This is a genomic window from Pseudomonas sp. NPDC088429, from assembly GCF_044753305.1.
In the GTDB taxonomy this organism is placed as follows: domain Bacteria; phylum Pseudomonadota; class Gammaproteobacteria; order Pseudomonadales; family Pseudomonadaceae; genus Aquipseudomonas; species Aquipseudomonas rustica.
In genome coordinates this window covers 71,235-89,721 of the sequence record NZ_JBIVMX010000016.1, presented here as the reverse complement: position 1 = coordinate 89,721, position 18,487 = coordinate 71,235, and the positions used below count along the sequence as shown (strand labels likewise).

The following is an 18,487-nucleotide window of genomic DNA, read 5'->3' as shown; positions in this document are numbered from 1 at the left end:
CTGATTCGATCATCAAACCCGGTGGGGTTCAGGCGTCAGGCGCCTGATCTTTCGGTGCTTCGGTTGCATCAACATCATCTTCCGGTGCCACTTCACCCTCAGGGTTCAGTGCTGCTTCTTCAGCGGTTTGCTTCTTGCGCTGAAGCTTTTCCTCTTTCTTCTGTTCCTTTGCCAAGTCGCGTTGACGTTTGGCGAAGGAGTAATTGGGTTTGGCCATGGGCGTTCCTCTAGGTCGAAGGTGAGGTTGAGCGGCGCGTATTCTGCCCTGTATCGACGTCCGAGGGTTAACCGGGTTTTTGATCGACCCACTTTGGCGTGACGGTCGGCTTCCAGTTATCCAGGGCGTCGAGCAGCGTTTGCGGCGATTCGCTCACTTGCAGCATGTCACGGTGTGGCGCGCGAACGAAGCCTTCGCCGACGATGTGGTCAAGAAAAGCAGTGAGTTTGCTGTAAAAACCGTTCACTTCGAGCAGACCCAGCGGTTTGCCGTGATAGCCGAGCTGGCCCCAGGTCCAGACTTCAAACAATTCTTCCAGCGTGCCGAGGCCGCCGGGCAGGGCGATGAACGCATCACTGAGCTCCGCCATCCGCGCCTTGCGCGCATGCATGCCGTCGACCACTTCCAGACGTGTCAGGCTTTTGTGACCGATTTCCTTGTCCATCAGGCTCTGCGGAATGATGCCGATCACTTCGCCACCAGCGGCCAGCGCGGCGTCGGCGACAATCCCCATCAAACCCACGGCGCCACCGCCGTAAACCAGCGTCAGTTTACGCTCGGCGAGGGCTCTGCCTAATGCAACGGCCGCTTCGGTGTAAGCCGGATCAGTACCGGCGTTGGCACCGCAAAATACACAAACGGATTTCAGAGACATGCTTTTCTCCTGGGTCAATCCGACACAGGGTAATGGCTGGCACGCCTCGATCCAAGGGCTAAACTTCGCGTTCCGGTGTTTCAAAGGTACCGCTGGCGCCACAGGCGTAGGCGGCGAGCAAACTGCACAACAGACCGTTAAAGAACATGACAGGCACTCCGTTTCAGTAGATGCGCCGATCATAGGGCGGGGCGGGAATTCTGGCCGTTAGATTGTGTCGATGAGTGTCATAGCCTGAAAGTTGTATACAATTTTTGACGCAAGTCATAGGAACTTGCGAAGATTTCAGGCAGTCTTTCCACCATTAGTGTTTTTGTTAACCCTGCCTTGGAGATTCACCATGTTTTCCAAAGTTGTTGCGGTATCCCTGCTGGCGCTGGCCAGCAGCCAATTGATGGCTGCCGAGTGCAAAACCACCGTTGACTCCACCGATCAGATGTCCTTCAACACCAAGGAAATCGTGATCGACAAGAGCTGCAAAACCTTCACCGTCGAACTGACCCACTCCGGCAGCCTGCCGAAGAACGTCATGGGCCATAACCTGGTGATCAGCAAAGAAGCTGACATGCAGCCAATCGCCACCGACGGCCTGGCCGCCGGCATCGACAAGAACTACCTGAAAGACGGCGACGCTCGCGTAATCGCCCACACCAAAATCATCGGCGCCAAAGAAACCGATTCGCTGACCTTCGACGTATCGAAGCTGGACGCCGCTGAAAAATACGGCTTCTTCTGCTCGTTCCCAGGCCACATCTCGATGATGAAAGGCACTGTGACGCTGAAGTAATCAGCCGCTTAAGCTTTAAAAAAACGCCGCTGCGAGGTTATCGCCGCGGCGTTTTTTTGTGGCTGGACTGGGTGTTTTTAGTGAAACATCAAGCATGGCCCACTGGTCGGAAAAGCATCGATACCTGTAATTTCTGACAGTAGACACAAATCTTGATCCTGAGTCTGATGGGTACGCACTCGCATCACCGGGCGCATCCATTCCGAAAAAGGAGTTTTCGTATGACCGATCAAGAGAAATTTCCCCACCCGCGTACTTCGATTAGCTCGCTGGATAAGATCGCGAAAGTGAGCTCGACTCGAATTGAAAGCATCACCAATGGTAAGGGCGAGCCCATCGACAATGGTGGCGTAACCGATAATTCTGATTTGTCATTCGTTGGATCGGCTCAACCAAGCCAGTACGCGCAAATTCTTGATAACGGAGTTGGGACGCACCCCGCCGTATGGGTGGACGAATACTGCCATTTCAGTGCCTTTTTACCCGATGAGGCAGCGGGGGAGCATGCATATACCGTTCAAACAATGGATGGTCATAAGTCGGATGTCTGGCGTGTTTACATTGGCAAGGCCACGGAAGCAGACATTGATTGGGTTAACGACAGCAATGGCAATCCAATCGAAAGAGGCGGGTTCACACGTGATACCGAGTTGAACTTCGTTGGCTTTGGGAGGAGCCACACGGAAGTGAAACTTTTCGATAACGGGAATTATCTTCAAACGCTTGCAGTGGGCGGTAACAGCCATTGGAGCGCCTTGGTTCAGCACCTGGTGACAGGGCTCCACCAGTTTACCGTGCTTGGGCCTGATGAAGTTTTATCCCGACCTTGGGTTATCGAGGTCAAAGAGTCAGCTCCGCTTGCGATCCAGTTCGTCATCGATTCAAATTTGAAGCTGCTTGGAAACCAGGAAAAAACAACCGCTAAGACGGTGACGTTTGTTGGCACGGCAAATCCGAATGAAAAAGGGTTTCTCTCTGACTACGACAATGACGTGGCTTCGATCCATGCAGACTCGAATGGAGTTTTCACAGTGACGGCTTATGATTTGGCAGAGAAGGTTCATACCTTCAGGATCAAGTCTGATAATGGTCGATTATCCGACCCTTGGACTGTTCGAGTTGTCGCGTCCTGAATTCAACAGAGGTTATCGAGTCAATAAAAAAGCGTCCCTTGGGACGCTTTTTGCTTTCTGTAGGAGCTGCCGAAGGCTGCGATCTTTTGATCTGGTTTTGAAGATCAGGATCAAAAGATCGCAGCCTCGTTTCACTCGACAGCTCCTACAGGCTCCGCCGCGACTTATGGGGCGAATGGCATCACACGTTTGTGATGGGTTTTGTTGTAGGTGTCGACAATGATTTTGATGGCTTCCTCGCGCACCGGCTCGCCGTGCAGGAACGCATCAATCTCGGCATACGTCACGCCATGCGACGCTTCGTCCGGTTTGCCCGGCGACAAATCTTCAAGATCCGCCGTTGGGACTTTCTCGACCAGCGATTCCGGCGCGCCGAAGCTGCGGGCAATCGCGCGCACCTGATTTTTCACCAGACCGCTCAGCGGTGCCAGATCGCAGGCGCCGTCGCCGAATTTGGTGAAGAAGCCCATCACCGCTTCCGCCGCGTGGTCAGTGCCGATCACCAGGCCGTGCGCTGCGCCGGCGATGGTGTATTGAGCGACCATGCGCATCCGCGCCTTGGTGTTGCCGAGCACGAAGTCCACCGATACTGCGTGTTTGCCTTCGAACGCGGCGACTTCGCTGGCCAGCGACTTCACGGCCGGGCCGATGTTGACGGTGTGGCGTTCGTCCGGGGCGATGAAATCCACCGAGGCTTGGGCGTCATGCTCGTCGAACTGAGTTTCGTACGGCAGGCGCACGGCGATGAATTTGTAGCTGTTATCGCCGGTCTGGTCGCGCAGCTCACGCATCGCGCGCTGGGCCAACAGGCCTGCGGTCAGCGAATCGACGCCGCCGCTGATGCCGAGCACCAGCGTCTTGAGCCCGGAATTGACCAGACAATCCTGAATAAAGGCGATGCGCCGGGCGACTTCGGCCTGCAGGGCTTTGTAGTCAGCGAACGGCGGTTGCACTTTGAGCTGTTCAGCAATCTCACGCTGTACGGCTTGCATGAATTCACTCCTTGCTAGATGAACTGGAATCGGCAGGAACCTGGAACACGTGTCGCAAGTAGGCGACGAAATTCGGGTCTTTGCAGTGGGACTTGCCTGGCTCGTCGGAGATCTTCGCCACCGGTTGGCCGTTGCAGGCAGTCATTTTAAGCACGATGCTCATCGGTTCGACACCCGGAATGTCACAGGTGAGGTTAGTGCCAATGCCGAAGCTGACGTTGATCCGACCGTGCAGCGCGCGGAAGATCTGCAGCGACTTGGGCAGGGTCAGGCTGTCGGAGAACACCAGCGTCTTGCTCATCGGGTCGATGCCGAGCTTGTGGTAATGCGCGATGCATTTTTCGCCCCACACCACCGGATCCCCGGAGTCGTGGCGTAAACCGTCGAACAGCTTGGCGAAGAACAGATCGAAATCGCCGAGAAACGCATCGGTGGTAATGCAGTCGGTGAGGGCGATCCCCAGCAAACCCCGGTACTCACGCACCCAACAGTCGAGCGCGGCGATCTGGCTGTCGATCAACCGTGGGCCGAGTTGCTGGTGGGCCATGATCCATTCGTGGGCCATGGTGCCCAGTGGTTTCATGTCGAGTTCGCGCGACAGGTGTACGTTGCTGGTGCCGACGAAACGCCCGGGGAAATCGTGCTTGAGCACGTTCACCACTTCTTCCTGCACGCGGTATGAAAACCGGCGGCGGGTGCCGAAATCGGCTACTTGCAGTTGCGACAATTCGTCGGCCGAGGCGTTGGCGGTCAGCCAGTCGAATTTGCGATAGAGCTGCTCGCGCGCCTGTTCGAGCACGGTTTCGCGGTAGCGATAGCGGTTGCGCACTTCGCTGACGATCGCCAGCAGCGGCACTTCGTAGAGGATCACATGCAGCCACGGCCCGCGCAGGCGGATGAACAGCTCGCCGTTCTCGATGCCGGTGTGCACGTAGCGCAGGTTGAAGCGGAACAGACCGAGGAATCGCAGGAAGTCCGGTTTCAGGAAAGAGATACGCTCAAGGAAATTCAGTTGATCGGCGCTCAGGCTCAGTTCGGCCAGACGCTCGATCTGATAGCGGATCTCGGCCAGGTACGGGCGCAGATCCTCGCTGTTGCGGCAACGGAATTCCCATTCGACTTCAACGTTGGGGTAGTTGTGCAGCACCGCCTGCATCATCGTCAGTTTGTAGAAGTCGGTGTCGAGCAGGTTCTGCACGATGCGATCGGCAAACACACTCTCGCTCATAAACGGTCTCCAGGTGCGCCGCGCTGTGGCGCGGTAAAAATCAATGGCGCTAGTGGCGCATATCAGTGGTGGGGATTGCCAGCGCTTTTTTGCTCTCGGGTGAAAGATCCTCTGAGGCCATGCATCTCAGTCCACAAAATTTAGCTATTTTCGGTTGCGCCTCAAGTGCAGCTTGAATGACTTGTTCGAGTTGTGCCCCGCTTTTTAAATAATCGGCCAGCAGGGAGTGTTTGGGTATCAGATTGATTTCAACTGCTTTAACCAAAGCAGCTCTGAGCATTTCTTGGGTTACGATTTTATACATGAATGACGCCTCCTTTGAAGGTGATCTGTTCCAGTGTGTCGACGCCGTCCTGAAGTAGCACGTACGCTGGAAGTATTAGTTTATAAAAATCAGAATCGTTAGTGCCCTTGAGGGTGACTAATGTGAAGGCCTCCAAAAGACCTGCGGAAGCGCGGATTCTGAAACAGGCATCTTCAAATAACTGATGGGGTGTGGCATGTGAGTCTATAAAGTATGTCGGCGTATCAGTTGCATTTGCTTTGAGGGGGTAAAAGCGATTCATGGGATAAACTCCTTCTGTTTGTTCTGGGCGTGACGGCTCGAAGAAAGCAGGGTTCTTGAGATTTTATTTTTAGGTGGATTTGATGTAGTAGCTGCAAAGCCATTAATTGATTTAATGACTTTGCATGTTCTGTTTAACGTTTGGCAGTCTGTTTACTGGTGCTCGAAGAAATAACGTTCTCGCTATGAGTATTTATGTCTGGGCAGCTATATCCCGGCGGCCAGGCCAAAAGATCGATATCCAGATCCGGGAATTTACTTGAGTCGAAAATGGGCTTCTTGATTCCGGCACGGCGTTGTTCGTCGTAGTCGCGCACAACACGCATGCTGATGTTGAAGAGCAAGAACATTGCTATCAGGTTAACAAGCGCGAGCAGCGTCATGGTGATGTCTGCAAACGCCAGAACAGTGGACAGGTCTTCGACGGAGCCCCAGTACACTAAAATCAATACCAGCGCACGGTACAAAAGCAGCGTCTTTCGAGGCTCACCCAAGATGAACCGCAAGCTGTTTTCTCCCAGGTAATAGTTGTAAAGCATCGCCGTGAATACGAAGAGCGCAAGCACGACGCTGATAAACATCCGTCCCCATTCCCCAACGACGGCGGCGAGCGAATTTTGTGCCAGCGCAATCCCGTCACCTTCAAATCCTGGTGTGTAGAAACCCGATAGCAAAATCAGTAGCGCGGTACAGGTGCAGATTATGAATGTATCGATGAAGACACTCAGGGCTTGTACGACGCCTTGTGCAACCGGGTGGCCGATCTTCGCTACTGATGCGACATTGGGAGCGCTTCCCAGTCCGGCCTCGTTGGAGAACACTCCGCGTCTCACCCCCATGATGATTGCGCTGCCCACCAGCCCGCCAAAGGCCTCATCCAGCCCGAACGCGCTGTTGATAATGGTCATGAGCATCGCCGGAACCTGGTCGAACTGCAGAACCATTACGTAGGCCGTCACGCTGATGTAGGCGAGAACTTTAATAGGTACCAGAAGGTCAGCAACTGCCGCTATGCGCTTTATCCCGCCAATGAAAACGACCCCCAGCAACAGCGCAAGTCCGAGCCCTGACCAGATCGGCGCCACGCCAAACGCATCTTTTAGTGAATGCGATACCGCATGCGATTCGAGGCCGTTGATCGCAAACCCAAAAGTCACCAGCAATAGTACGGCTGCGATCATGCCGAGCCAGCGCTTGTCCAGACCGTGCTGGATGTACCAGGACGGGCCCCCTCGGTAGAGGCCTTTGCCATCGCTACGCTTATAGAGTTGTCCCAGCGTACATTCGAAGAAACTGCTCGACATACCCAGAAGAGCAGTCATCCACATCCAGAACACTGCGCCGGGCCCGCCCATGCTTACCGCGATCCCGACACCGACGATATTTCCCGTGCCGACTCGCCCGGCAAGGCTGAGCATAAGCGCCTGAAATGAACTCAAGTGATGGCTGTTGCCGCGCCAACTGCCGAGTAATACGCCAAACATATGGGGGAAATACCTCAACTGAACAAATCCGGATCGGACAGTGAAGTAGCTTCCCAGGCCAAGCACTAAAGGTATTAATACCTTACCTGACAGAAAGTCGTTGATGATGTCTAGCATTCCAAGCTCCTTGCTTTGTTAGTGCTGGCGAATTAATGGTGTCGCCAGTCCTGAAGCCTTTCAGGAGTCGTAATATCCAGCCATATTTCATCCGATGCAATTTCGCAAGTTGCTCAAATGTGATGCTAGTTGCTGCTATGGTGAGTTCTCCTGGGTTCCTTGCTGAGTGATTTATGTGTGAATTTTTTTCCGCAAACTTGAGGTTTCTGTGTAGTCACTACAGATCTGTCGCAGAGGTCTGTAGGAAGGTTCGTATTAATCGTGGGCAATTTAATAAGTATCTTTGTGGGAATAGTATGCCCGCACCTTTTAACCTCAAGCGGATTTGCGATTTTTTTGGTGTGGAAGAATTTGAAATGCGCCTGCCAAGCGAGCAGTTCATTGCATTGATTGGCGTAAAAACCAGCAAAGCCAGGCTCTTCTTTGAAGAAACAGTGTCACAAAGAGTTTTGAAACACCTGCGCAAACAATCCTCACCAGAACTGAAGGCTCACACGGGGTATTACCACGAGTACTACTATGCGATGACTGAACCGGGTTCCATTCTGTGTTCACTTGTGCATGTGCGGGAAGAAGGCGATGACATAGTGTATGAACGAAATGAGCAGTTACAGATGTCTGGGGTAGAAGGTGGATTTGAACGATATCGATATAAAGGTGTTGCTTATTACCTGCGAGATCGCCTTTTTTTCGTAGATTATGAATCGCTGACTTCAAACGAAATCAGTCAAACTATTCTCATCCCAAGTTTCAAAAGCTGCATTACACGGTTAAATGGATTGAAGCTTGGCGTTTCGGCTGCTGATCATCGCGCGCCTTCCTGTTCAAGGGTGGTCTGGGAATATTTGGGACAGGAAATTGATCGGGCCGCAGCCTATCGTCGTGTCCGGTTGTACAACCCTGATGATTGCGCCATTGATGCCGATCTGCGTGCGCGTCTCGCCCAGGCTCAGGTTGTGGATGGCCTGTTTGTGATCGTATGACAAATTTTCGTGGGAGCTGCCGAAGGCTGCGATCTTTTGATGTTGGTTTTGAAGATCAAAAGATCGCAGCCTTCGGCAGCTCCTACAGGGGATTGTCGATCTGTTCGAGCATCCATTTGACGAAGTCGCGTACTTTGGGCACTTCCGCCGCATGTTCCGGGTACGCCAGGTAATAGGCGTCAGTGCTCGGCATCGCATGCTGCCAGGGAATGACCAGTTTGCCGTCGGCCAATTCCTCTTCCACCAGAAACCTTGGCAACAGCGCCACACCGCATCCCACTTGGGCGGCGCGAATGCACATATAAAAGGTTTCAAAACGTGGGCCGTGATAGCTGTGTTCGGTCTGGTAGCCCTGACTGTCGAACCAGTCGTGCCATGCCTGTGGGCGCGAGGCGTTTTGCAGCAGTACCAGATCGGTGAGTTGCGTCGGATCAGTGAACGGTTTCTCCGGCAGACTGCTCGGCGCGCACACCGGCACCAGTTCTTCGCTGAACAACTTCAGGCACTCAGTGCCCGGTCGCGAGCCTTGACCGTAATAGAAAGCCAGATCACTGCGCCCTTGCAGCAAATCATCGGCCTCTTGCTCGTTGCACAAATCCAGATGAATTGAAGGATGGCGCAAACGCCAGCCTTTCAGGCGCGGCACCAGCCAACGCGCGCCGAAGGTCGACGGGGTCGATACGCGTAGGACTTCGGTCTCGCCGCCGTAGGAACGCAGGTAATGCGTCGACATCTCCACCTGCGTGAGGATTTTTCGTACTTCCACCAAGTACAAATCCCCGGCCGGGGTCATCTGCAAACGTCGGCGCACGCGGAGGAACAACAAGTGTTGTAACAATTCCTCAAGCTGCGCGACCTGCTTGCTCACCGCACTCTGGGTCAGGTTCAGTTCCTCGGCGGCGCGGGTGAAGCTCAGGTGCCGGGTCACGGCCTCGAAGCATTGCAGGGCGGTGATCGAGGGCAAGTGGCGTTTGTTCAGCATGGCCGATCCTTTTCTTGTCTTTCTATGCTCAGCATGAATAAACGGAATGATATCTCGCGTAAAGGTCGTTTGTTGCCTCGCCATTGTGAAGCTACAACTAATGGCCTGCCCGGTCGTGAAATGGCGACCGCACACATTCAGTTTTTTGCTTGAGGAGTGACCCATGGTTGCCGCATTGCTTGATCGTCTTGGTGTGAACCCGGCCCTTTATCAGAACGGCAAAGTGCCGGTGCATTCGCCGATTGATGGCAGCCGCATTGCCGCCGTGAACTGGGAAGGACCGGCCGAAGTCGAGCAGCACATCAGTCGCGCAGATCATGCGTTCGAGCAATGGCGCAAGATTCCGGCCCCGCGTCGCGGCGAGCTGGTGCGTCAGTTCGGCGAGGTGTTGCGTGAATACAAGGCTGACCTCGGCGAACTGGTTTCGTGGGAGGCGGGCAAGATCACTCAGGAAGGTTTGGGTGAAGTGCAGGAGATGATCGACATCTGCGATTTCGCCGTCGGCCTGTCCCGTCAGTTGTACGGTTTGACCATCGCTTCCGAGCGTCCGGGCCACCACATGCGTGAAACCTGGCATCCGCTGGGCGTGGTCGGTGTGATCAGCGCGTTCAACTTCCCGGTCGCGGTGTGGGCGTGGAACACCACGCTGGCGCTGGTCTGCGGCAACCCGGTGGTGTGGAAGCCGTCGGAGAAAACCCCGCTGACCGCACTGGCCTGCCAAGCGCTGTTCGACCGTGTGGTGAAGAATTTTACCGATGCACCGGCGAATCTTTGCCAAGTGATCATCGGTGGTCGCGATGCCGGCGAAGCGTTGGTCGATGACCCGCGTGTCGCCCTGATCAGCGCCACCGGCAGCACGCGCATGGGCCGCGAAGTGGCGCCGAAAGTCGCCGCGCGTTTTGCCCGCAGCATTCTGGAGTTGGGCGGCAACAACGCGATGATCCTTGGCCCAAGCGCCGATCTCGACATGGCGGTGCGCGCGATTCTGTTCAGCGCCGTCGGTACCGCCGGCCAGCGTTGCACCACGTTGCGTCGCTTGATCGCCCATGAGTCGGTCAAAGAAGAAATCGTCACCCGCCTGAAAGCCGCGTACTCGAAAGTGCGCATCGGCCATCCGCTGGAAGGCAATCTGGTCGGCCCGTTGATCGACAAGCACAGTTTCGAAAACATGCAGGACGCGCTGGAGCAGGCGTTGAGCGAGGGCGGTCGGGTGTTTGGCGGCAAGCGCCAATTGGAAGATCAGTTCCCGAATGCTTACTACGTGTCGCCGGCGATTGTTGAAATGCCGGAGCAGAGCGATGTGGTGTGCAGCGAAACCTTCGCGCCGATTCTGTACGTGGTTGGTTACAAAGATTTCCAGGAAGCACTGCGCCTGAACAACGCGGTGCCGCAAGGGTTGTCGTCGTGCATCTTCACCACTGATGTGCGTGAGGCTGAGCAATTCATGTCGGCGGTGGGCAGTGATTGCGGGATCGCCAACGTCAACATCGGCCCGAGCGGTGCGGAGATTGGTGGTGCGTTTGGTGGTGAGAAGGAGACCGGTGGTGGGCGTGAATCGGGTTCGGATGCCTGGCGCGGGTACATGCGCCGCCAGACCAACACCGTGAACTATTCGCTGGAGTTGCCGCTGGCGCAGGGCATTACGTTCGACTGAGGATGGAGGAAAAGCTGAAAAGATCGCAGCCTTCGGCAGCTCCTACATAGGTGGCGCCAGGCTGCGGTTTTGTAGGAGCTGCCGAAGGCTGCGATCTTTTGGCGGCCCCACAAGCGCATTTGGTTAGGTTTCTGTTGGAGTCTGGCAATGCCGTTACGCGAAGAATGTCTGTGGGAAAAACTCACGCCGCAAAGGCCGGATAACACGGCGCTCAAGGGTGAAGTCAAAGTCGATGTCTGCGTGATCGGCGCCGGGTTTACCGGGTTGTCGGCGGCGCTGCATCTGTTGGAACAGGGCAAAAGCGTCTGCGTGCTGGAAGCGCATCGCGCCGGCCACGGCGGTTCCGGGCGCAACGTCGGATTGGTCAACGCCGGCATGTGGATTCCACCGGACGAGATCGAAGCCGGTTTCGGCGAAGCGGTCGGCAGTCAGCTCAATCGCATGCTCGGGGCCGCGCCCGCGCTGGTGTTCAGCCTTGTGGACAAGTACAACATCGATTGCCAGTTGCGCCGCGAAGGCACGCTGCACATGGCGCATAACGCCAAGGGCGAGGCCGATCTACGCAGTCGCGAGCAACAATGGAAACGTCGCGGCGCACCGGTCGAGCTACTCACCGGCAAGGCTTGCGAACAAGCCACCGGCACGCAAAAAATCGCCGCCGCACTGCTCGATCGTCGCGCCGGCACGCTCAATCCGATGGCTTATGTCACCGGGCTGGCGAACGCGATGCTCGGCCTCGGCGGGCAGATGTTCGACCATTCACCGGTCACTCGACTCGAGCGTCAGGGCGCGAAATGGTCGGTGCAAACAGAGCACGGTTCGGTGCTCGCCGAACAAGTGGTCATCGCCTCCAACGCCTACACCGAGGGCGACTGGACTGAACTCAAACGCAATTTCTTCCCCGGTTATTACTATCAGGTCGCTTCGGTGCCGCTGACCGAAGACGCTGCGCAGGAGATTCTTCCGGGTGGGCAAGGCTCGTGGGATACCCGCCAGGTGTTGAGCAGCATCCGCCGCGATAAAGAAGGGCGGTTATTGCTCGGCAGCCTTGGCAACGGTAATCAAAAACCGGCCTGGTTTCTCAAGGCCTGGGCCGACCGGGTGCAGCAGCATTACTTCCCGCAACTGAAACCCGTCGAATGGGAATGCACCTGGACCGGGCGCATCGCGTTTACGCCCGATCACCTGATGCGTCTGTTCGAACCGGCACCGGGGCTGGTCGCTGTCACGGGCTATAACGGCCGTGGCGTCACCACTGGCACGGTGGTCGGCAAAGCCTTCGCCGATTACTTGTGCAACGGCAATGCCGAGGCCCTGCCAATACCCTTTGCACCGATGCAGCCCTTGGCGGGCGTGGGCTTGCGCAGTTGCCTGTACGAGGCCGGGTTCTCGCTGTATCACGCGGGCCAGTGCCTGCGCATCGTGATTTGAGTGTTGAATTATGTTGCCGGAAGCGGCGCTTTTCGATGCAGCGACTAGCCTGTAATGGTGCGGGTTGTAGCAGTCCCGCACCAGCAGTGTGCAGTTCGGTGACGCGGGCTGTTACAGGCTGGTTGCACGTCGTTTGGTGCCGCGGTTGCAATGATGGCGCATGCGGGTTGCGCCTGAAAAAATAAATGGTTTCACCTTCCGCGGTTTAGACGGTTGCACGCCCAATGAAAATGGGAACGAAACAGTCGAAATAACAAGAAAGCAGCGACTTTTTGAAGAATAAAAAACCGATGGCACGGCCCTTGCTCTGCGCATTCAGTGAAGTGAAGTCGCAGTGCCAACTAAAAAAAACCTTGGAGCACCACCTCATGTCCCAGACGTTTTACAAGAAAGGCTTTCTGGCCCTCGCAGTGGCTACTGCGTTGGGTGTTTCTGCGTTTGCTCAGGCTGATATCAAAATCGGTGTAGCGGGTCCAATGACGGGCGCCAACGCGGCATTTGGCGAGCAGTACATGAAGGGTGCACAAGCGGCGGCCGATTCGGTCAACGCGGCAGGTGGCGTCAACGGGGAAAAAATCGTTCTGGTCAAAGGCGATGACGCCTGCGAACCGAAACAAGCGGTAACGGTCGCCAAGGATCTGGTCAATCAGAAAGTCGCTGGCGTGGTCGGCCACTTCTGCTCGTCTTCCACCATTCCAGCCTCGGAAATCTACGACGAAGCCGGCGTAATCGCGATCACCCCGGGTTCCACCAACCCGCAAGTGACCGAGCGCGGCCTCAGCGCCATGTTCCGTATGTGCGGGCGTGACGACCAGCAAGGCATCGTTGCCGGCGACTACATTGTCGACGTGCTCAAGGGTAAAAAAGTCGCGGTCATTCACGACAAAGACACCTACGGCCAAGGCCTGGCAGATGCCACCAAGGCTCAGTTGACCAAGCGTGGCGTGACCCCGGTCATCTACGAAGGCCTGACCCGTGGCGAGAAAGACTTCAGCGCCCTGGTCACCAAAATCCGCGCCGCCGGTGCCGACGTTGTTTACTTCGGCGGTCTGCACCCGGAAGCCGGTCCACTGGTTAAACAGCTGCGTACCGAAGGCCTGAAAGACGTGAAGTTCATGTCTGACGACGGCATCGTGACCGACGAACTGGTGACCACCGCTGGTGGCCCGCAATACGTTGACGGCGTGCTGATGACCTTCGGCGCCGACCCACGCATGCTGCCAGAAAGTAAAACCGTGGTAGATGCCTTCCGCAAAGCAGGCACCGAGCCAGAAGGCTACACCCTGTACGCCTACGCTTCGATCCAGACCCTGGCCGCTGCTTTCAACGGCGCCAAATCCAACAAGGGCGAAGACGCTGCCAAATGGCTGAAAGCCAACCCGGTGAAAACCGTTATGGGCGACAAAGCTTGGGACTCCAAGGGTGACCTGAAAGTCTCCGACTACGTGGTTTACCAGTGGGATGCGACCGGCAAATACCACCAGCTGGAAAAACAGAAGTAAGGGCTGACGCGATCAGTTGATCCCCACCGTTCCTTGTAGGAGCCGGGCTTGCCCGCGAAGACGGACTGACAGGCGACAACTTTGTTGAATGTTGAAATGCTTTCGCGGGCAAGCCTTGCTCCTACAGGGGGCGGTGGTGGTCAGGCTGATCGTGGCTGACATTGCTCCGACGTAAATCTGTATTTTCCCTAGAAGAGCCGCACGTCCACAGGCGTGCAGGTTCTCACTGCGTGAGATTGCGTTATGGATGGTATTTTCCTGCAGCAACTGGTCAACGGTCTGACCCTCGGGTCGGTCTATGGCCTGATCGCCATCGGCTACACAATGGTCTACGGCATCATCGGCATGATCAACTTCGCCCACGGCGAGGTTTACATGATTTCTGCTTACCTGGCGGCAATCAGTCTGGCTCTGCTGGCTTACTTCGGTATCGAATCTTTCCCGCTGCTGATGCTCGGCACACTGATCTTCACCATCGTCGTCACGGCGGTGTATGGCTGGGTCATTGAACGAGTCGCTTACAAACCCCTGCGCAACTCCACCCGACTGGCACCGCTGATCAGCGCCATCGGTATCTCTCTGATTCTGCAAAACTACGCACAGATCGCTCAAGGCGCGAAACAACAAGGCGTGCCAACCTTGCTGACTGGCGCGTGGCGTGTCGACATCGGCACCGGTTTCGTCCAGCTCACCTACACCAAGGTGTTCATCCTGGTCGCCGCGTTCCTCGGCATGGGCGTGCTGACCTATGTCATCAAGTACACCAAGCTCGGGCGCATGTGCCGTGCGACTCAGCAAGACCGCAAAATGGCCTCGATTCTGGGGATCAACACCGACCGCGTGATCTCTTACGTGTTCATCATCGGTGCCGCCATGGCGGCGTTGGCCGGCGTGCTGATCACCATGAACTACGGCACGTTCGACTTCTATGCAGGCTTCGTCATCGGCATCAAAGCGTTCACCGCAGCGGTACTCGGCGGGATCGGTTCGCTGCCGGGCGCTATGTTGGGCGGGATCATTCTCGGCATCTCCGAGTCGCTGTTCTCCGGTCTGGTCAACTCCGACTACAAAGACGTGTTCAGCTTCTCGCTGCTCGTACTTGTTCTGGTCTTCCGGCCGCAGGGCCTGTTGGGCCGTCCTCTTGTGTCGAAGGTGTAAGCGATGTCTTCAACCACCAAAAAAACCATCGATATCAAAAAAAGTCTGGTTGAGGCGATTCTTGCCGGCCTGATTGCCCTGATCGTATTTGGCCCGATTGTCGGCGTTGTGCTGGAGGGTTACAGCTTCAACCTCGAACCAACCCGCGTGGCGTGGCTGATCGGCATTGTCATGATTGGCCGCTTTGTCATTAGCCTGTTCCTGCAAACCCCCAAAGGCCTGAAAATTCTCGACAGCTTCGAGAGCACCGGGTCGGGTGTGCATGTGCTGCCCGCCGATCACAAATCGAGCCTGCGCTGGATCATCCCGCTGCTGATTGTGCTGGCTGTCATCGTGCCGTTTGTTTCCAACTCCTATTTGCTGGGCGTGGTCATCCTCGGGTTGATCTACGTGCTGCTGGGGTTGGGGCTGAACATCGTGGTCGGTCTGGCCGGTCTGCTCGACCTCGGTTACGTGGCGTTTTATGCCATCGGCGCCTACGGTCTGGCGCTGGGTTATCAGTACCTCGGTCTGGGCTTCTGGACGGTGCTGCCGCTGGCAGCGATCACCGCAGGCCTTGCCGGCTGCATCCTCGGTTTTCCGGTACTGCGCCTGCACGGCGACTATCTGGCGATCGTGACCCTGGGCTTCGGTGAAATCATTCGCCTGATCCTCAACAACTGGTTGTCGCTGACTGGCGGCCCGAACGGCATGCCGGCGCCACTGCCGACGTTCTTCGGTCTGGAGTTCGGCAAACGGGCGAAGGATGGCGGGGTGCCGTTCCATGAGTTCTTCGGCATCGCCTACAACCCGGACGTGAAGTACTACTTCATCTACGCGGTGTTGTTCCTCGTGGTATTGGCTGTGCTGTACATCAAACACCGTTTGGTGAAGATGCCGGTCGGCCGTGCCTGGGAAGCCTTGCGTGAAGACGAAATCGCCTGCCGTTCGATGGGCCTCAACCACGTGCTGGTCAAGCTTTCCGCGTTCACCATTGGCGCGTCGACGGCGGGTCTGGCCGGTGTGTTTTTCGCTACCTATCAAGGTTTCGTTAACCCGACCTCGTTCACGTTCTTCGAATCGGCACTGATCCTGGCCATCGTCGTCCTCGGCGGCATGGGCTCGACCATCGGCGTAGTGATCGCAGCCTTCGTACTCACCGTCGCCCCGGAACTGCTGCGCGGCTTCGCTGAATATCGCGTGCTGCTGTTCGGCATCCTGATGGTGTTGATGATGATCTGGCGACCACGCGGGCTGATCCGCATCAGCCGTACCGGGGTCACTCCACGCAAAGGTGCCATTCACTATGAGTGGACTGCGCCATGAGTGAAGTCGTACTCTCTGTTGAAAAACTGATGATGCATTTCGGTGGCATCAAGGCCTTGAGCGATGTCAGCCTGAAGGTCAAACGCAACTCGATCTTCGCCTTGATCGGCCCTAACGGCGCTGGCAAAACCACGGTGTTCAACTGCCTGACCGGTTTCTACAAAGCCTCCGGCGGCAAGATCGAGCTCAACGTGCGCGGCCAGCAGACCAACGTCATCCAGTTGTTGGGCGAGTCGTTCAAAGCGTCGGATTTCGTTTCGCCGAAATCCTTCCTCAGTCGCATGTACTACAAGATGTTCGGTGGCACGCACCTGGTGAACCGTGCGGGGCTGGCGCGGACATTCCAGAACATTCGTCTGTTCAAGGAAATGTCGGTGCTGGAAAACCTGCTGGTGGCCCAACACATGTGGGTCAACCGCAACATGCTCGCCGGCATCCTCAACACCAAGGGCTACCGCAAGGCTGAAAGCGACGCACTGGATGTTGCGTTCTACTGGCTGGAAGTGGTCGACCTGGTCGACTGCGCCAACCGTCTCGCCGGTGAACTTTCCTACGGCCAACAACGCCGTCTGGAGATCGCCCGGGCCATGTGCACGCGGCCGCAGATCATCTGCCTCGACGAACCGGCCGCCGGCCTCAACCCACAGGAAACCGAAGCGCTGAGCGCGATGATCCGGCTGCTGCGCGACGAGCACGATCTGACCGTGGTGCTGATCGAACACGACATGGGCATGGTAATGAGCATTTCTGACCACATCGTGGTGCTGGATCACGGCATCGTCATCGCCGAAGGCGGGCCTGAAGCGATTCGTAATGATCCGAAAGTGATTGCGGCGTATCTCGGCGCCGACGAAGAGGAACTGGTATGACGCAACCGATCCTCGAACTCAAAAACCTCGACGTGTTCTACGGACCGATCCAGGCGCTCAAAGGTGTTTCGCTGCAGATCAACGAGGGGGAAACCGTCAGCCTGATCGGCTCTAACGGGGCCGGTAAATCGACGCTGCTGATGTCGATTTTCGGCCAGCCGCGTGCAGCCGGCGGGCAGATCATTTATCAAGGCGTCGACATCACCCAGAAGTCCTCGCACTACATCGCTTCCAATGGCATCGCGCAGTCGCCGGAAGGACGGCGGGTGTTCCCTGACATGACCGTCGAGGAAAACCTGTTGATGGGCACCATCCCGATTGGCGACAAGTACGCCAAAGAGGACATGCAGCGCATGTTCGCGCTGTTCCCGCGACTGGAAGAGCGGCGGACGCAGCGGGCGATGACCATGTCCGGTGGTGAGCAACAGATGCTCGCGATTGCCCGGGCGTTGATGAGCCGGCCGAAGTTGTTGCTGCTCGATGAACCGAGCCTGGGCCTCGCGCCGATCGTGGTGAAGCAGATTTTTGCGACCCTGCGGGAGTTGGCGAAAACCGGGATGACGATTTTCCTGGTCGAGCAGAACGCCAACCATGCGCTGAAGCTGTCGGATCGGGCGTATGTGATGGTTAACGGCGAGATTCGCCTGACCGGTACCGGCAAAGAGTTGCTGGTGAATGAGGAGGTGCGTAACGCCTATCTGGGCGGGCACTGATTCTTCGCACGTTATACACAGCCCCGGCGACGCAAGTCCCGGGGCTTCTTATTACCCGCAATTCCCTGTAGGAGCTGCCGCAGGCTGCGATCTTTTGATCTTAAAAAACAACATCAAAAGATCGCAGCCTGCGGCAGCTCCTACAGGGAAAACGATTGCTCCGTCAAATTGTGGAAAACAAATCCGGCAAGCTACCAAAGCGCGACATAAAGACGCTGCAAATGGCTGTTTTTCCACAGTTTTGACTTGTCCCCGTTTGCTGTGGAGCTGGCTGTGAATAACGTGGGTGTATCTGGCTGCAGGCCTTGTAATCCGTGCCTTGCAAGGGTGTGGTTGTTTTTTGATCAGACGCTTTTGCCTGAGCGAGAGGCGCCAATGTCAACCTTTTTATAAGGCTGATAACGCAGTCGATATGCAGTGCGCCTGCCTGTGGATAAGTCTGTGATTAAACTCTGGAAAGACCTCGCTAAGCAGCGTAATTGCTGGCCTCGCGCAATCACTGTGTCGACCGCTTGGTCGTGCAAAATGCCCTGTCCCGCACATCTGCCGCTTCAGGGTCAAGCAAAAAACTTTCTGTTTCCCCCGCAAAGCCTTGTGCGGCGCGGCTTTGCGCGTTTCCACTTGCCCCCGGAAACTGTGGAAGGGACTGTGGATAACATGCGCGCACGTGGCTACAGGCCACGCCCTGTATAGCGCTGCCGCGGTTGATCAT

General features: G+C 56.3%; 18 protein-coding genes. 10 read left to right on the top strand and 8 right to left on the bottom strand.

The features are described from left to right. Window positions 1-28 precede the first annotated feature (28 nt). Entirely contained in the window at window positions 29-217 is a 189-nt protein-coding gene (locus ACIP66_RS11575) for a hypothetical protein (protein WP_034151625.1), read from the bottom strand. A gap of 67 nt (window positions 218-284) precedes the next feature. Further along, window positions 285-872, bottom strand: coding sequence for a TIGR00730 family Rossman fold protein (locus ACIP66_RS11570; RefSeq protein WP_053116783.1), 588 nt, complete (start codon window positions 870-872; stop codon window positions 285-287). Window positions 873-1,212: 340 nt separating this feature from the next. Here ACIP66_RS11570 and azu point away from each other — a divergent pair, with 340 nt between their 5' ends. Together azu and ACIP66_RS11560 are read left to right on the top strand one after the other, a co-directional pair. Next, window positions 1,213-1,659: an azurin gene (gene azu / locus ACIP66_RS11565; RefSeq protein ID WP_053116784.1), complete on the top strand. Its 447-nt coding sequence runs from the start codon at window positions 1,213-1,215 to the stop codon at window positions 1,657-1,659. A gap of 221 nt (window positions 1,660-1,880) precedes the next feature. Continuing rightward, window positions 1,881-2,792 (top strand): hypothetical protein, encoded by a 912-nt coding sequence (locus tag ACIP66_RS11560; RefSeq protein WP_400648114.1) that lies wholly within the window; start codon window positions 1,881-1,883, stop codon window positions 2,790-2,792. A gap of 164 nt (window positions 2,793-2,956) precedes the next feature. Here the strand turns inward: ACIP66_RS11560 and nadE are convergent, their stop codons facing one another. The 5 genes from nadE to ACIP66_RS11535 all read right to left on the bottom strand — a co-directional run bounded on the left by nadE (window position 2,957) and on the right by ACIP66_RS11535 (window position 7,178). Beyond that, window positions 2,957-3,784 (bottom strand): ammonia-dependent NAD(+) synthetase, encoded by an 828-nt coding sequence (gene nadE / locus ACIP66_RS11555; protein WP_212544911.1) that lies wholly within the window; start codon window positions 3,782-3,784, stop codon window positions 2,957-2,959. Window positions 3,785-3,788: 4 nt separating this feature from the next. Further along, window positions 3,789-5,012 carry a nicotinate phosphoribosyltransferase gene (gene pncB, locus ACIP66_RS11550; RefSeq protein ID WP_400648110.1) on the bottom strand — a complete coding sequence of 408 codons (1,224 nt, stop codon included), beginning with the start codon at window positions 5,010-5,012 and terminating at the stop codon, window positions 3,789-3,791. A gap of 49 nt (window positions 5,013-5,061) precedes the next feature. Further along, window positions 5,062-5,316, bottom strand: a complete 255-nt coding sequence (locus ACIP66_RS11545; RefSeq protein WP_053116788.1) for a hypothetical protein — start codon at window positions 5,314-5,316, stop codon at window positions 5,062-5,064. Then, a complete protein-coding gene (locus ACIP66_RS11540; RefSeq protein WP_400648108.1) occupies window positions 5,309-5,578 on the bottom strand; it encodes a hypothetical protein in 270 nt (89 codons plus the stop codon). The genes ACIP66_RS11545 and ACIP66_RS11540 overlap by 8 nt, the downstream gene beginning before the upstream one ends. A gap of 133 nt (window positions 5,579-5,711) precedes the next feature. Beyond that, window positions 5,712-7,178 carry an alanine/glycine:cation symporter family protein gene (locus ACIP66_RS11535; RefSeq protein ID WP_400648106.1) on the bottom strand — a complete coding sequence of 489 codons (1,467 nt, stop codon included), beginning with the start codon at window positions 7,176-7,178 and terminating at the stop codon, window positions 5,712-5,714. Window positions 7,179-7,351: 173 nt separating this feature from the next. Here ACIP66_RS11535 and ACIP66_RS11530 point away from each other — a divergent pair, with 173 nt between their 5' ends. Then, a complete protein-coding gene (locus ACIP66_RS11530; protein ID WP_400648103.1) occupies window positions 7,352-8,161 on the top strand; it encodes a helix-turn-helix domain-containing protein in 810 nt (269 codons plus the stop codon). 82 nt (window positions 8,162-8,243) lie between these two features. On the opposite strand, the gene ACIP66_RS11525 is transcribed toward ACIP66_RS11530, so the two are convergent. Beyond that, window positions 8,244-9,143 (bottom strand): LysR family transcriptional regulator, encoded by a 900-nt coding sequence (locus ACIP66_RS11525; protein WP_282358615.1) that lies wholly within the window; start codon window positions 9,141-9,143, stop codon window positions 8,244-8,246. A gap of 163 nt (window positions 9,144-9,306) precedes the next feature. Between ACIP66_RS11525 and ACIP66_RS11520 the strand changes: the two genes are divergently transcribed. The 7 genes from ACIP66_RS11520 (at window position 9,307) to ACIP66_RS11490 (ending at window position 17,775) form a co-directional block, all read left to right on the top strand. Then, the gene (locus ACIP66_RS11520) at window positions 9,307-10,797 is read left to right on the top strand and encodes an aldehyde dehydrogenase family protein (RefSeq protein WP_053116793.1); all 1,491 of its coding nucleotides are present in this window, start codon (window positions 9,307-9,309) and stop codon (window positions 10,795-10,797) included. Window positions 10,798-10,944: 147 nt separating this feature from the next. Beyond that, entirely contained in the window at window positions 10,945-12,228 is a 1,284-nt protein-coding gene (locus ACIP66_RS11515) for an NAD(P)/FAD-dependent oxidoreductase (protein WP_400648098.1), read from the top strand. 368 nt (window positions 12,229-12,596) lie between these two features. Further along, entirely contained in the window at window positions 12,597-13,730 is a 1,134-nt protein-coding gene (locus ACIP66_RS11510; protein WP_212549843.1) for a branched-chain amino acid ABC transporter substrate-binding protein, read from the top strand. 243 nt (window positions 13,731-13,973) lie between these two features. Continuing rightward, window positions 13,974-14,888 (top strand): branched-chain amino acid ABC transporter permease LivH, encoded by a 915-nt coding sequence (locus ACIP66_RS11505; RefSeq protein WP_400648095.1) that lies wholly within the window; start codon window positions 13,974-13,976, stop codon window positions 14,886-14,888. Between the two features lie 3 nt (window positions 14,889-14,891). After that, on the top strand, window positions 14,892-16,193 hold the full coding sequence (livM, locus tag ACIP66_RS11500) for a high-affinity branched-chain amino acid ABC transporter permease LivM (protein WP_400648092.1): 1,302 nt from the start codon (window positions 14,892-14,894) through the stop codon (window positions 16,191-16,193). Then, entirely contained in the window at window positions 16,190-17,062 is an 873-nt protein-coding gene (locus ACIP66_RS11495) for an ABC transporter ATP-binding protein (protein ID WP_053116798.1), read from the top strand. The genes livM and ACIP66_RS11495 overlap by 4 nt, the downstream gene beginning before the upstream one ends. Continuing rightward, a complete protein-coding gene (locus tag ACIP66_RS11490) occupies window positions 17,059-17,775 on the top strand; it encodes an ABC transporter ATP-binding protein (protein ID WP_053116799.1) in 717 nt (238 codons plus the stop codon). The genes ACIP66_RS11495 and ACIP66_RS11490 overlap by 4 nt, the downstream gene beginning before the upstream one ends. Window positions 17,776-18,487: the final 712 nt, after the last annotated feature.

Coding starts and splice junctions, on each gene's coding strand:
- ACIP66_RS11575 (WP_034151625.1), bottom strand. CDS start 217: ATGGCCAAACCCAATTACTCCTTCGCCAAACGTCAACGCGACTTGGCA.
- ACIP66_RS11570 (WP_053116783.1), bottom strand. CDS start 872: ATGTCTCTGAAATCCGTTTGTGTATTTTGCGGTGCCAACGCCGGTACT.
- azu (WP_053116784.1), top strand. CDS start 1,213: ATGTTTTCCAAAGTTGTTGCGGTATCCCTGCTGGCGCTGGCCAGCAGC.
- ACIP66_RS11560 (WP_400648114.1), top strand. CDS start 1,881: ATGACCGATCAAGAGAAATTTCCCCACCCGCGTACTTCGATTAGCTCG.
- nadE (WP_212544911.1), bottom strand. CDS start 3,784: ATGCAAGCCGTACAGCGTGAGATTGCTGAACAGCTCAAAGTGCAACCG.
- pncB (WP_400648110.1), bottom strand. CDS start 5,012: ATGAGCGAGAGTGTGTTTGCCGATCGCATCGTGCAGAACCTGCTCGAC.
- ACIP66_RS11545 (WP_053116788.1), bottom strand. CDS start 5,316: ATGTATAAAATCGTAACCCAAGAAATGCTCAGAGCTGCTTTGGTTAAA.
- ACIP66_RS11540 (WP_400648108.1), bottom strand. CDS start 5,578: ATGAATCGCTTTTACCCCCTCAAAGCAAATGCAACTGATACGCCGACA.
- ACIP66_RS11535 (WP_400648106.1), bottom strand. CDS start 7,178: ATGCTAGACATCATCAACGACTTTCTGTCAGGTAAGGTATTAATACCT.
- ACIP66_RS11530 (WP_400648103.1), top strand. CDS start 7,352: ATGTGTGAATTTTTTTCCGCAAACTTGAGGTTTCTGTGTAGTCACTAC.
- ACIP66_RS11525 (WP_282358615.1), bottom strand. CDS start 9,143: ATGCTGAACAAACGCCACTTGCCCTCGATCACCGCCCTGCAATGCTTC.
- ACIP66_RS11520 (WP_053116793.1), top strand. CDS start 9,307: ATGGTTGCCGCATTGCTTGATCGTCTTGGTGTGAACCCGGCCCTTTAT.
- ACIP66_RS11515 (WP_400648098.1), top strand. CDS start 10,945: ATGCCGTTACGCGAAGAATGTCTGTGGGAAAAACTCACGCCGCAAAGG.
- ACIP66_RS11510 (WP_212549843.1), top strand. CDS start 12,597: ATGTCCCAGACGTTTTACAAGAAAGGCTTTCTGGCCCTCGCAGTGGCT.
- ACIP66_RS11505 (WP_400648095.1), top strand. CDS start 13,974: ATGGATGGTATTTTCCTGCAGCAACTGGTCAACGGTCTGACCCTCGGG.
- livM (WP_400648092.1), top strand. CDS start 14,892: ATGTCTTCAACCACCAAAAAAACCATCGATATCAAAAAAAGTCTGGTT.
- ACIP66_RS11495 (WP_053116798.1), top strand. CDS start 16,190: ATGAGTGAAGTCGTACTCTCTGTTGAAAAACTGATGATGCATTTCGGT.
- ACIP66_RS11490 (WP_053116799.1), top strand. CDS start 17,059: ATGACGCAACCGATCCTCGAACTCAAAAACCTCGACGTGTTCTACGGA.